This is a genomic window from Nonomuraea guangzhouensis, from assembly GCF_019396345.1.
GTDB lineage: Bacteria > Actinomycetota > Actinomycetes > Streptosporangiales > Streptosporangiaceae > Nonomuraea > Nonomuraea guangzhouensis.
This window is the reverse complement of the sequence record NZ_JAHKRM010000021.1, coordinates 170,230-182,562: the sequence shown is the minus strand read 5'-3', so window position 1 is coordinate 182,562 and position 12,333 is coordinate 170,230. Positions and strand designations below refer to the sequence as shown.

Genomic DNA, 12,333 nt, shown 5'->3' with positions numbered 1-12,333 from the left:
GCGGCCGAGCCACCGAGGTGGCCCGGCCGGGGCCGTCAGCTCTCCGGCCAGCTGGTGTCCGGGAACTCGCCCGTGGCGCTGCCCGCCATCACCACCTGATCGCTCTCGCTCAGCCCCGAGGTGATCTCCACGTACTGGTCCCCGCGCACCCCCGTACGCACCACCCGCGCCGAGTCGTGCCCGCCCGAGCGCACGGTCACCACAGTCGTACCGTCCGCGCGGCTCTTCACCGCCTCGGCCGGCACGTAGATCCCGTCGTTGGCCGTGCCCGTCGTCACCGACACCGAGGCCGTCTGCCCGAGCATCAGCCCGCGCGGCGGCTGGTCGAAGGCGAGCGTCACCGAGTAGCGGACGAGCTTGTCGCTCACCGTGGCGGTCGGCGCGATGCGGGTGACCTTGCCCGCGTACTTCTCCGAGCCGCGCGTGGCCAGGGTGATGCTCGCCTCCTGGCCGAGTTTGAGCTTGTTCACGTCGGATTCGGTGACCAGCGCGTCGACCTGGAGCTCGTTCAGGTCGCCGAGGCTGATGAACGTGCTGGTGCCCGCCGTGTCGCCGACCGATCCGGCAACCGACAGGACCGTGCCCGAGGCGGGGGCCACGATCCGGGTGCCGCGTACCTCGTCGGCGGCCTGCTCAAGGGCGGCCTGGGCGCGGTCCACGTTCGCGCCGGCCTGGTCCTCGCTGATGCCGCCCTTGCCGTTCGCGCCGGCGCAGGGGCTGCCGCCCTGGGACTGGCGGGCTCCCGGCGTGGCCTTTCCGGTGGGCCTGCCCGAGGCGCCGGGCTTGCCGGTGGGCTTCCCCGTGGCCTTACCTGTGGGCTTGCCCGTGGCCTTGCCGGTCGGCTTGGCGGAGGACTTGCCTGTGGGTTTGGCGGACGGTTTGGCGGAGGGCTTGCCGGTGGCGGTGCCGGTCGGCGAGGCCGACGGCCGGCCGCCGTCCGGGGTGGCCGTCACGGTCGCGGTGACGGTCGCCGTCGCCGTGACGGTCACCGTGACCGTGGGCTGCGGCTCGTGGCCGCTCGGCGTGGGCTCCGGGGACGGCGTCCAGGTGGGCCGGGGGGTCGGCGTCGTGGCCGGCGTGAGCGTGGTGGTGGCGTCTGCGATGGGCACCGCCGAAGGCCCGAAAGCGCCCTTGGCCGCGACCGCCCCCACAACAGAGGCGGACGTGCCGCCGCTGCTCGGCGAGCACGTGGCCGTGCTGGTGGCGGCGGTCGAGGCGGTCTCCAGGGCCTCCTCGGCGGCGGCTAGGTCGGCGGCGGCGGCCGTGTAGCCCTCACGCGCCGCCGTGCCGTCCACCCGGGCCAGCACCTGCCCCTTCTTCACCTTGGCGCCGACCTTGACGTAGACCTTGGTCACCGTTCCGGAGCCGCCGAATCCCAGGTCGCGCCGCGAGCCGTCCACGGTGTTGCCCGCGGCCGTGACCGAGGCGGTGACGACGCCCCGCTTGGCGGCTGCCAGCCGTACCTGGGCGGTGGGCTCCGGATCGTCGCGGAGCGCCAGCACCAGGCCGGAGCCGGCCACCAGGACGGCAAGGGCGAGCCCGCCTAGCTTGAGCGCCTTAGGCGGGAAAGTCGGTCTCATGGGGGCCCATCATGGCGTGAGCAGGTTAGTACGGGGCTGCGAGGCAGCTCAGAGTTGTCTGTGTGTCGCCAGATGCGTGGACTTTGTCAGCGAACCTTCAGCTAGCTCGCGGCTGTAGCGCAGACTGGTGTGCAAGGGTCACCGGCTGTGAAGGTGTCGACAAGGCGCAGAGCGCTGATAACCAACGGAGCCCTAGGCGTGCTCCTGCTGGGCGGTGTCGCGTTCGCGTACGCCCAGCTCGGCACGGGCGAGGTGGCCACTGAGACGGCCACCCGGACGGTGACCGCCGGGCGCGGCACCGTGACCGCCTCGGTGTCCGCCTCGGGCGCGGTGGAGAGCTCCAGGAGCAGGGCGCTCGCGTTCGGGACGAGCGGGACCGTCGAGCGCATCTACGTCAAGGCGGGGGACAAGGTCCGCAAGGACGACATCCTGGCCAAGCTCGACGACGCGGCGGCGGAGGAGAGCCTGTCGGCCGCGCGCGCCACGTACAACAGCGCCGTCGATGACGGGACCTCGACCGCCCAGCTCTACGCCGCCTACATCAAGGCGCGCAACGCCTACCGGGAGGCCCAGCGGACGGCCACGGCGACGGTGCTGAGAGCGCCGTTCGCCGGCACGGTCACGGCCGTGAACGGCGCCGTCGGCGGTTCCTCCAGCGGATCCGGCACCTCCAGCGGCACCTCGACACAGAGCACCGGACAGAGCGGGCAGAGCGGCCAGTCCGGGAGCGGATCGGGGTCCGGGTTCATCGACCTGGCCGACACCGGCAAGCTCCAGCTCGTCGGCACCTTCACCGAGTCGGACGTCAGCAAGCTCAAGGTCGGCCAGGCGGCCACCGTCACGTTCGACGCGCTGCCGGGCGTCACCGCCACCGGCAAGGTCACCCAGATCGAGCCGGTCGCCTCCACCAGCAACAACGTCGTGCAGTATCCGGTGACGATCTCCTTCACCAAGGTCCCCAAACAGGTGCGCCTGGGGCAGACCACCACCGTCGAGGTCGTGACCGGCCAGGCGGAGAACGTCATCACCATCCCGTCCACCGCGCTCTCCACCAGCGGCGGCACGAACACGGTCACCCTGCTCAAGAACGGCCAGCAGGTCAGAACCCCGGTCGAGGTGGGCGTGCAGGGCGCCGCGCTGACCGAGATCAAGTCGGGCGTCGCCGAAGGCGACCAGATCGTCCCGCCCGCCACCTCCACCACCACGGGCACCGGCAACCAGCGGCAGGGCGGCTTCGGCGGCGGCTTCCCGGGCGGCGGCGGCGTGCCGGGAGGCGGGCGATGACGACTCCCGTTCTGCGCGTGCAGAACCTGGTCAAGGAGTACGGCGAGGGCGACGCCAGGGTACGGGCGCTGCGCGGGGTGAACCTCGACGTCGAGCGGGGAGACTACGTCGCCATCATGGGCGCCTCCGGCTCCGGCAAGTCGACGCTGATGAACATCCTCGGCTGCCTGGACGTGCCCACCACCGGCCGCTACCTGATCGACGGCGCGGACGTCGGGCAGCTCGACGAGCACCAGCTCGCCAAACTACGCAACCGCCGGGTCGGCTTCGTCTTCCAGTCGTTCAACCTCATCCCGCGCATGAGCGCGCTGGCCAACGTCGAGCTGCCGCTGGTCTACGGCGGCGTCGGCCAGGCCGAACGGCGGCGGCGCGCGCTGGCCGCGCTGGAGCAGGTCGGACTCACCGACCGCGTCCACCACGAGCCCAACCAGCTCTCCGGCGGCCAGCAGCAACGCGTCGCCGTGGCCAGGGCGCTCATCACCGCCCCCGCCCTGCTGCTGGCCGACGAGCCCACCGGCAATCTCGACACCGCCTCCACGCAGGACGTTCTGGAGATCATGGACAGGCTCAGCGAGTCGGGCCGCACGATCGTGCTCATCACGCACGAGAACGACGTGGCGGCGCACGCCAAGCGGGTCATCAGGCTGGTGGACGGCGAGATCGTGGAAGACATCCGGCAGGGGCCGATCGACGGGCCGCCGCCGCGGATGGCGGAGGTCGCCCGATGAACCAGCTCGAGATCCTGCGCTTCGCCCTGCGCGGGCTGCTGGCCAACAAGATGCGCAGCTCGCTGACCACGCTCGGCATCCTCATCGGCGTCGCCGCGGTCATCCTGCTCGTCGCCGTGGGCGAGGGCTCCTCGCAGAGCATCCAGAAGAACATCCAGCGGCTCGGCGCCAACACGCTGACGATCTCCCCGTCCTTCTCGGGCGGCGGCGGTGGCGGGGGCGGCGGATTCGCGCGGGCCGGGGGCGGCGGTGGCGCGCCCGGCGGCGGGCAGAACACCGGCCCGCGTACCCAGGCCAGGCAGCTCAGCCTCGCCGACGCCAAGGCCCTGACCGACAAGACGGTGGCGCCGTCGGTCGCGTCGGTCTCGCCGGTCGTGACCGCCTCCTCGGCCGCCACCACCTACGGGGCGGCCAGCCACTCGATCTCCCAGCTCATCGGCACCTACCCGAGCTACTTCGAGGCCACGAACAAGCCGGTGACCAAGGGCACGTACTTCTTCAACGACGACGTGCTGGCCGCCAGGAAGGTGGTGGTGCTCGGGCAGACCGTGGTGGAGGAGCTGTTCGGCACCCTCGACCCGGTCGGCAAGCAGGTGACGATCTCCGGCGTGCCGTTCACGGTCGTCGGCGTGCTGAAGGAGAGCGGGTCGACCGGCGGGCAGCAGGACGCCGACGACGTAGCCATCGCGCCGCTGTCGGCCGTACAGCAGAGCCTGACCGGGTTCGACTCGCTCAACTCGATCGTCGTGCAGGCGAGCGGCTCGGCGGCGACGGAGTCGGCGCAGTCCGAGGTCACGGCCATACTCAACCAGCGGCACGGCATCACCGGCACCGCCTCGGCCGACTTCCGGATACTCAACCAGGCCACCCTGCAGGAGACCGTCAGCGCGGCGACCGGCACGTTCACCGTGCTGCTCGGCGCGGTCGCGGCGATCTCGCTGCTGGTCGGCGGCATCGGCATCACCAACATCATGCTGGTGACCGTCACGGAGCGGACCAGGGAGATCGGCATCCGCAAGGCCATCGGCGCGCCCAGGAGCGCGATCCTGGGCCAGTTCCTGATGGAGGCCACGCTGCTGAGCCTGGTCGGCGGGCTGTCCGGGGTGCTGGTGGCGTTCCTGGGCACCCGCTTCACCATCGCGGGCATCGAGCCGGTGCTCGTCCCGTCGTCGGTCGCGCTTGCGCTGGGCGTGTCTGTCGGCATCGGCTTGTTCTTCGGCAGCTATCCCGCCAACCGAGCCGCCAAGTTGCGGCCGATCCAGGCCCTGCGCCACGAGTGACAGACCCCCCGAAGGAGACAGAAATGGCGAAACTAGACGCCTCGCCGTATCCGGACGACCTGAACAGCGAACTGGCCGTCCAGCCGCGCAAGCCGCTGTCGAAGGTGACGCTCGGGCTGATCGCGGGCGTGGTGCTGGTGGCCGGGGTGGTGATCGGCATCCAGGTACAGAAGGCGATGGGCGCGCCCGCCACGGCCGCCGCCGGCCAGCAGGGCTTCGGCAGGCAGGGGCAGGGGATGCCCGGCGGCTACGGCCAGCAGCCGGGCGGCAGAGGACAGATGCCGGGCGGGTACGGTCAGAGGATGGGCGGCGCCGGTGGCGGCGGCACCGTGGGCACCGTCGAGAAGGTCGAGGGCGGCAAGATCTACGTCAAGACCATGGACGGCAGCACGGTCACGGTCACCACGACCGACGCGACCACGGTTCAGGTGACCAAGCCGGGCAAGCTGGCCGACCTGCAGACCGGCACCAATGTCGTGGTGCGCGGCGAGAAGGGCGGGGACGGCTCGGTGGCGGCCACCTCGATCAGTCAGGGGGGAGGCATCAGATGACCGAGCCGGAGGCCAGGCTGCTGGTGGTGGATGACGAGCCCAACATCAGGGAGCTGTTCTCCGCCAGCCTGCGGATGGCCGGGTTCGAGGTGCTCACGGCGGCCGACGGCAAGGAGGCCCTGCGGGTGGCCGAGCAGAGCACGCCCGACCTGGTCATGCTCGACGTGATGCTGCCCGACCTCGACGGCCTGGCGGTCGCCGGCCGGCTGCGCTCGCGTGGCCGCCGGGTCCCGGTGCTGTTCGTGACCGCCAAGGACACGCCGGAGGACCGGATCGCCGGGCTCGGGCTCGGCGAGGACTACGTGACCAAGCCGTTCAGCCTGGAGGAGGTCATCGCCCGGATCCGGGCGGTGCTGCGCAGGACCAGGCGCGGCACGCCGCCACCGAACCGGCTGCGGATCGCCGACCTGGAGCTGGACGAGGAGACGCACGAGGTGTGGCGCGACGGCGTCCAGGTGCGGCTGTCGCCCACCGAATACCGGCTGCTGCTGTACTTCATGCTCAACGCGGGACGGGTGCTGTCCAAGACGCAGATCCTCGACCACGTCTGGAACGGCGACTGGCGCACCGACGTCGGGCTGGTCGAGTCGTACGTCTCCTACCTGCGCCGCAAGATCGACACCGGCGAGCGGAGATACCTGCACACGCTGCGCGGCGTCGGCTACATCCTGCGCCCGCCCAAGGATTGAGCCCGGCCGGGAAATGACATGAGGAGGTATCTCGCGCGGACGCCGCTCTGGCTGCGTCTCGTCTCGGCCACCCTGCTGATGGTCACGCTGGCCATCACGCTGACCGGGCTGTTCGCCGTACGGCTGCTGCGTGGTTATCTCGTCGAGCGCGTCGACCAGCAGCTACGTGCCGCCAGCACGCCGTGGCGCGGCGCTCCGCCGCCTCCAGATCCGCAGCCGCGCCCGCAGCCGCAGCGTTTCTACGGTCTGTTCCACTCGGTGCTCGTCGACCCGACCGGCGCCAAGATCAGGACCATGACCGAGTCGACCGAGACGCACACCCCGAAGCTGCCCAGGCTCACCACCGCCGACGTCGCCCGCATAGCCGGACAGCCCTTCACCGTCGAGTCGCAGGCCGCCGACGGCCCGTCCTGGCGGGCCGTCGCCATGCCGGGCCGCGACGGCGACAGCAGGATCATCGCGATCAGCCTGGGCGACCTGGACGACACGGTCTCCCAGCTGCTGCTGATCGTGGCGGTCGGGGGCGGCGGGACGCTTGTGGTGCTCGGTTTCGCCTGTTACTGGCTCGTACGGCGGAGCCTGCGACCCTTGGGGGAGATCGAGCGGACCGCCCGCCACATCGCGGACGGCGATCTGTCACGTCGGGTGCCACTCTGGGCGGGCACCACCGAGGTCGGCAAGCTCGGCCGGGCCCTGAACGGCATGCTCGGCCGGATCGAGGTGGCCGTGCGGGAGCGCGAGTCGGCGGCCGAGTCGGCGCGCGAGTCGGCCAGGGCGGCGCGGCGCTCGGAGGAGCTGACGCGCCGGTTCATGGCCGACGCCTCGCACGAGCTGCGGACCCCGCTCACCTCGATCAGGGGGTTCGCCGAGCTGTTCCGGCTCGGGGCGGACAAGGATCTGACGGAGGCGACCCGGCTGCTGAGCCGGATCGAGGGGCAGGCCGCGCGGATGGGCCTGCTGGTCGAGGACATGCTGCTGCTGGCCAGACTCGACCAGCGCCGCGAGCTCGACGCACGGCCCGTCGACGTCCTCAGCGTCGCCGCCACCGCCGTGATCGACGCCCAGACGCTCGCGCCCGACCGGAAGATCGAGCTGGTCATGCTGTACGAGAGCGAGGGGCCGGTGCTCGTGACCGGTGACGAGCCGCGGCTCGGGCAGGTGCTGGGGAACCTGGTGGGCAACGCGCTCTCACACACCCCGCCGGGCACGGCCTTCACCGTCGGGGTGGGGGCGCGTGACGGGCAGGCCGTCGTCGAGGTGAGCGACGAGGGGCCCGGGTTCTCGCCGGAGGTGGCCGAGCGGGTGTTCGAGCGGTTCTACCGGGCCGATCCGGCGCGTAGCACCGGTGGTGCCGGGCTGGGGCTGTCGATCGCGGCCACGCTCGTCGAGGCGCACGGGGGCAGCGTCTCCGCGTCGAGCATGCCGGGCAAGGGCGCCACCTTCCGTGTCACGCTCCCGCTGGCTCCGTCCCAGGTCGCGCCACCTCGGGTGAAGGGGTCTCTGCAGCCGAACGCGTAGCCTCGGTCGGTGGGTCGGTGGGTCGGTGGGTCGGTGGGTCGGTGGGTCGGTGGGTCGGTGGGTCGGCGGGCCGGCGGGCCGGTTGGTGGGTCGGCGGGCCGGTCGGTCGCTCAGCCTCGGCCGAAGGCGTAGCCGTACAGGCCGGGGCCGCTGCTCAGCTCGCGGACCTTCCCCGGTCGCAGCCCGGGACGGGTGCCCGGCTGGCGCGAGCCCGGCACGTACAGCACCTTGCCCTGGTCCGGCGCCGCCACCACCAGCCCATACAGCGGACGCTCCATGGTGAGCGACCGGTAGCGCCCGCCGAGCGCGGGCAGCGCGGCCAGTGACGCGCCGAAGTCCCGCCCCTTGCCCTTGATCAGCAGGTTGCCGTCCTTGGTCAGCCCGCCTTTCCTGGCTCCGGCCAGCACCTGGACCCCCTTCTCGCCGGGTACGCCGACGGCCAGCTCGTCGTCGCCGTCCCCGTTGAAGTCCCCGGCCGCCAGCGCGGCGCCGAACCTGTCGTAGTAGCGCGGCTCGCCCTTGAGCAGCCGCTGCGTCCACATCTCCGAGCGCGCGCCGCGCAGCAGCCCGCTCCCGTTCCCGTACAGCACGTGTATGGCTCCGTCGCCGTAGTCCATCGCCCGCTGGTTGGCGCTCAGCCCCTCGCCGGGTACGCCGACGACCAGATCGGAGTGCCCGTCGGCGTCGAAGTCGCCGGTCGTGAGCGATGCCCCGAACGCGTCCCACTTCTCCGCGGCGCCCTTGATCCCGGAGCTGCTCTGCGTCAGGAGCCGGGCCCGCTTGCCCCGTACGTCGATGACGGTGACCGAGCCCTGGCCGTCCTGGGTGACGCTGTCGGCGGGCGCGCCCACGGCCAGCTCGTCGCGCCCGTCGCCGTCGAAGTCGCCGGTCGCCAGCGCCGCGCCCCACTGGTCCGTCACGTTCGCCGCCTCCCGGATCCACGGAGTCTTCTGCGTGATCTGGTACGGCTTGCGGCCCTTCATCCAGTAGATCGTGACGCCGCCGCCCGTACGGTGGCCAGGGGCGCCCACCACGAGCTCGTCGCGCCCGTCGCCGTCGAGGTCGCCGGCCGCCAGCGACGCCCCGAACCGGTCGCTCGACGGCTTGGCCGGCGCCAGTTCCTTGCCCGGCCGCAGGCCCGCGGGCGAGCCGTGGAACAGCTCGACGACGCCGTTGCCGTCGGCCCCCGGCACGCGCTCGCCCGCGAACTCCTCCGACACGCCCACCGCCAGGTCGGCGCACCGGTCACCGTCGAAGTCACCGACCGCGAGCGCGGAGCCGAACGAGTCGCCCGGCTCGGCGCCCTCCTGGGTCAGCTTCACCTTCTGGCCGTTGCCGTACACGACCGTCACAGAACCGGCCCGCCGGTTGTCGTACGGGGCGGCCACCGCCAGATCGGGACGGCCGTCGCCGTCGAAGTCGGAAGGGGATCCGCCGCATGACGGAGCCGCGGCGTGGGTCGTACCCGAAACGAGGGGGAGAACCAGGCAGGCGGCCAGCAGAGCGTTCATACAGGTAGGTATGTCCGCCCCGCCCGAACCAGGTCTTAACGCCACGGGAACGTGCCAGGATAGGCGGGTGGACATCGACCTCGCGGATCTGGCTTTCTGGCGCCGGCCCCTCAAGGAGCGGCACGAGGCGTTCGCCAGGCTCCGGCAACTGGAGCATCCGGTGTTCTTCCCGGAGAAGAAGGTGCCGTTCCTCCGGTCGGGAAGCGGCTTCTACGCCCTGGTCCGGCACGCGGACGTGGTCGAGGCCAGCCGCGACGCCAAGGTCTTCTCCAGCGAGCCGGCCGTCACCAATCCGGAGCCGCCCGGCTGGGTCAAGCAGGTGTTCGGCGAGTCGATGGTCAACATGGACGACCCGCGTCATGCCCGGCTGCGCCGCATCGTCACCCGCTCGTTCAGCCCGCGCATGCTCTCCGGCCTGCAGGACGACATCGAGGCCGCCTGTCAGCGGATCGTCGACGACGTCGTCGAGCAGGGCCCGAGTGACTTCGTCCGGCAGGTCGCGGCCCGGCTCCCCATTCACGTCATCTGCGACATGATGGGCATCCCCGACGACCTGCGGGCCAAGGTCCACGAACACGTCGACGTCTCCACCGCCTACACCGGCGTACGCCCCAGCCTGGTCCGCAGCGTGCAGCTCGCCGGCCAGAACATGCTGGCCCTGCTCGCCCTCCAGCGCATGGTGATCAAGCTGGGGCACGAGCGGGCCGCCGAGCCGCAGGGCGACCTGGTGTCCCTGCTGGTCACCGCCAACCCCGACGGCGAGAAGCTCACTGACCGCGAGCTCGGCTCCTTCTTCGCCCTGCTCCTGGTGGCGGGTAACGAGACCGCCCGCAACACCATGGCCCACGGCATCAAGCTGCTCACCGACAACCCCGCGCAGCGCGAGCTGCTGATGGCGGACTTCGACGGCCGCATCGGCAACGCGATCGAGGAGATGGTCCGCCACGTGTCGCCGATCATGCAGTTCCGGCGCACGCTGACCCAGGACTACTCCCTGCGCGGCCTGGAGCTGAAGAAGGGCGACAAGGTGGTCCTCTTCTACGGCTCGGCCAACCGCGACGAGACGGTCTTCCCCGACCCCGACAGCTTCGACATCACCCGTGAGACCAAGCCGCACGTCGGCTTCGGCGGGCCGGGGCCGCACTTCTGCCTTGGCGCCAACCTGGCCAGGCAGGAGATGCGGACGATGTTCCGGGTGCTGCTGACCAGGTTGCCGGAGATCCGCGCGGTCGGCGAGCCAGACTTGCTGCTGTCCAACTTCGACAACAGCGTCCGCAGCCAGGGGTTCACGTTCTGAGCTGCTCCTCAGGGGCCAGGACGTTCCTCCTGATCGTCAGGCAGGTGATCAGCGCGGAGACGCCCATCAGCGCGGCGCTGATCAGCATCGCGGTGTGGAAGCCCGCGTTGAAGACGGGTGGGTTCTTGAAGGCGTCGCCGACCAGGCCGACCAGGGGCGGCACCGCGGCCACCGCCAGCAGGCCGCCGGTGCGGGCCACCGCGTTGTTGACACCGCTGGCCGTACCGGCGTAGCGCTCGCTCACGGTGGCCAGCACGGTCGCGGTCAGCGGCGCCACCACCGCCGTCAAGCCGAGCCCGAACACCGTCACCGCGGGAATGACCTGCAGCGCGTACGAGGCGCCGAAGCTGATCGTGCTCATCCACACGAACCCGAGCCCGGCCACCAGGATGCCGATCGTCATCGGCCAGCGCGGGCCGTACCGCTTGGCCACCTCGCCGGCGCGCGCCGACAGCAGCAGCATCAGGATCGTCACCGGCAGCACCGACAGCCCGGCCGCGGTCGGCGGGAACTTCGACACCACCTGCAACTGCACGACGAGCAGGAAGAACACCACGCCCATCGCCGCGTACACGAACAGCGTCACCACGTTCACGGCCGTGAACACCCCATCCCGGAAGATGCTCACGGGCACCAGCGCGTCGGGGGACCTGCGCTTCTCCAGCACCACGAACGCCACGCCCAGCACCATCCCCACGACCAGCGGTATCGTCGCCCCCCTCTCGATCAGGCCGTAGGTGAGGAAGGCCAGGGCCAGCGCCGCCAGCACCGCGCCCAGCACGTCGAATTTCCCCGCGGCCTGCTCGTCCCTGCTCTCGGGCACATGCCGCAGCGTTACCAGCACGACGATCGCCGCGAACGGCAGGTTGATCAGGAACGCCCACCGCCAGCCCGCCGTCTGCACCACCGTGCCACCCAGCAGCGGGCCGAGCGCGGCGGCCACCCCGCCCAGCCCGGACCAGGCGCCGACCGCGCGCGGCCGGTCGTCCCTGACGAACGACGCCTGGATGATCGCCAGCGCCCCCGGGGTGAGCAGCGCGCCGCCGACGCCCTGCAGTCCGCGGGCGGCCACCAGGAACTCGATGTTCGGCGAGAGCCCGCACAGCGCCGAGGCCAGCGCGAACCAGACCGTGCCGATCAGGAACACCTTGCGCCTGCCGTAGCGGTCGCCGAGCGAGCCGCCCAGCAGGATCAGCCCGGCCAGGGTGAGCGTGTACGCGTTGATCGTCCACTGCAGCCCGGCCATGTCGGCGTCGAGGTCCTTGCCGAGAAAGGGCAGCGCGACGTTCACCACGGTGCTGTCGAGCATGGCCAGGCCGGAACCGAGCACGGTCGCCGCCAGGATCCAGCGCCCACGGGCGGATTTCAGCGCTACGTGATCGTCGTCCATGGAGTCAATCTTGTCACCGCTTTCTGGTGCATTTGGGCTCCCCCCGGCAAGTGGGGCCATGTTGTCGTTCTACGAACATCTCCCGTCCTTTTACGACTTACCGGTCTGCGATCGGGAGGCCGCGCGGGAACTGCCCGCCGGCGCCGCCTCGCGCATCACCGGAATGTTCGCCTTACGGGGACTCGACCACGCCCTCACCCAAGGAAGACCTCGACAACCTGCTGAGCCGGGCCGACGGCCCGCGCATCCGCGCGATCGTGTGCTCGGCCCCGGCACCAGGCTCCGTGCCGCCGGGCTGGTGCCCACAGACGGCGACTGGACACCGGTCCCCGGCGAGGGCGGGCCGCCAGTGAGGGCCGGGCTACTGCCGCCTGCGGCCTTGAACTCGGCAGAGATGGCGGTCGAGTTGCTGGCTGGGGCCGCTGACCGGGTGTCCGCGCTGACCTGCTGTCCGCGCTGATCGGGTGCCGCGCTGCGCCGCCTTCGACGACTGGCGCTCCATCGC

At 71.3% G+C, this 12,333-nt stretch carries 10 protein-coding genes; 7 read left to right on the top strand and 3 right to left on the bottom strand.

The window, feature by feature from the left end; genetic code table 11:
• Positions 1-35: 35 nt before the first annotated feature.
• A complete protein-coding gene (locus KME78_RS38060) occupies positions 36-1,580 on the bottom strand; it encodes an efflux RND transporter periplasmic adaptor subunit (RefSeq protein ID WP_219534310.1) in 1,545 nt (514 codons plus the stop codon).
• Between the two features lie 198 nt (positions 1,581-1,778).
• Here KME78_RS38060 and KME78_RS38055 point away from each other — a divergent pair, with 198 nt between their 5' ends.
• The 6 genes from KME78_RS38055 to KME78_RS38030 are packed head-to-tail and all read left to right on the top strand — an operon-like array spanning position 1,779 to position 7,630.
• Positions 1,779-2,864, top strand: coding sequence for an efflux RND transporter periplasmic adaptor subunit (locus tag KME78_RS38055; RefSeq protein ID WP_308127285.1), 1,086 nt, complete (start codon positions 1,779-1,781; stop codon positions 2,862-2,864).
• On the top strand, positions 2,861-3,592 hold the full coding sequence (locus KME78_RS38050) for an ABC transporter ATP-binding protein (RefSeq protein ID WP_219534309.1): 732 nt from the start codon (positions 2,861-2,863) through the stop codon (positions 3,590-3,592). Before KME78_RS38055 ends, KME78_RS38050 begins: the two co-directional genes overlap by 4 nt.
• Entirely contained in the window at positions 3,589-4,872 is a 1,284-nt protein-coding gene (locus KME78_RS38045; protein ID WP_219534308.1) for an ABC transporter permease, read from the top strand. Before KME78_RS38050 ends, KME78_RS38045 begins: the two co-directional genes overlap by 4 nt.
• Positions 4,873-4,895: 23 nt before the next feature.
• Positions 4,896-5,423: a hypothetical protein gene (locus tag KME78_RS38040; RefSeq protein WP_219534307.1), complete on the top strand. Its 528-nt coding sequence runs from the start codon at positions 4,896-4,898 to the stop codon at positions 5,421-5,423.
• On the top strand, positions 5,420-6,112 hold the full coding sequence (locus tag KME78_RS38035) for a response regulator transcription factor (protein ID WP_219534306.1): 693 nt from the start codon (positions 5,420-5,422) through the stop codon (positions 6,110-6,112). Before KME78_RS38040 ends, KME78_RS38035 begins: the two co-directional genes overlap by 4 nt.
• Positions 6,113-6,130: 18 nt before the next feature.
• Positions 6,131-7,630 (top strand): sensor histidine kinase, encoded by a 1,500-nt coding sequence (locus tag KME78_RS38030; RefSeq protein WP_219534305.1) that lies wholly within the window; start codon positions 6,131-6,133, stop codon positions 7,628-7,630.
• A gap of 110 nt (positions 7,631-7,740) precedes the next feature.
• Here KME78_RS38030 and KME78_RS38020 read toward each other — a convergent pair whose 3' ends face one another.
• Positions 7,741-9,141 carry an FG-GAP and VCBS repeat-containing protein gene (locus KME78_RS38020; RefSeq protein ID WP_219534304.1) on the bottom strand — a complete coding sequence of 467 codons (1,401 nt, stop codon included), beginning with the start codon at positions 9,139-9,141 and terminating at the stop codon, positions 7,741-7,743.
• A 67-nt stretch (positions 9,142-9,208) separates the two neighbouring features.
• On the opposite strand from KME78_RS38020, the gene KME78_RS38015 reads away from it, so the two are divergent.
• Positions 9,209-10,438, top strand: coding sequence for a cytochrome P450 (locus KME78_RS38015; protein ID WP_308127284.1), 1,230 nt, complete (start codon positions 9,209-9,211; stop codon positions 10,436-10,438).
• Here the strand turns inward: KME78_RS38015 and KME78_RS38010 are convergent.
• Positions 10,428-11,828: an MFS transporter gene (locus KME78_RS38010; RefSeq protein WP_219534302.1), complete on the bottom strand. Its 1,401-nt coding sequence runs from the start codon at positions 11,826-11,828 to the stop codon at positions 10,428-10,430. The genes KME78_RS38015 and KME78_RS38010 overlap by 11 nt on opposite strands.
• Positions 11,829-12,333 lie beyond the last annotated feature (505 nt).

What these genes read in the sequence shown, in the direction of transcription:
- KME78_RS38040 (WP_219534307.1), top strand. Translation starts at nt 4,896, where the DNA reads ATGGCGAAACTAGACGCCTCGCCGTATCCGGACGACCTGAACAGCGAA.
- KME78_RS38050 (WP_219534309.1), top strand. Translation starts at nt 2,861, where the DNA reads ATGACGACTCCCGTTCTGCGCGTGCAGAACCTGGTCAAGGAGTACGGC.
- KME78_RS38020 (WP_219534304.1), bottom strand. Translation starts at nt 9,141, where the DNA reads ATGAACGCTCTGCTGGCCGCCTGCCTGGTTCTCCCCCTCGTTTCGGGT.
- KME78_RS38030 (WP_219534305.1), top strand. Translation starts at nt 6,131, where the DNA reads ATGAGGAGGTATCTCGCGCGGACGCCGCTCTGGCTGCGTCTCGTCTCG.
- KME78_RS38045 (WP_219534308.1), top strand. Translation starts at nt 3,589, where the DNA reads ATGAACCAGCTCGAGATCCTGCGCTTCGCCCTGCGCGGGCTGCTGGCC.
- KME78_RS38060 (WP_219534310.1), bottom strand. Translation starts at nt 1,580, where the DNA reads ATGAGACCGACTTTCCCGCCTAAGGCGCTCAAGCTAGGCGGGCTCGCC.
- KME78_RS38010 (WP_219534302.1), bottom strand. Translation starts at nt 11,828, where the DNA reads ATGGACGACGATCACGTAGCGCTGAAATCCGCCCGTGGGCGCTGGATC.
- KME78_RS38035 (WP_219534306.1), top strand. Translation starts at nt 5,420, where the DNA reads ATGACCGAGCCGGAGGCCAGGCTGCTGGTGGTGGATGACGAGCCCAAC.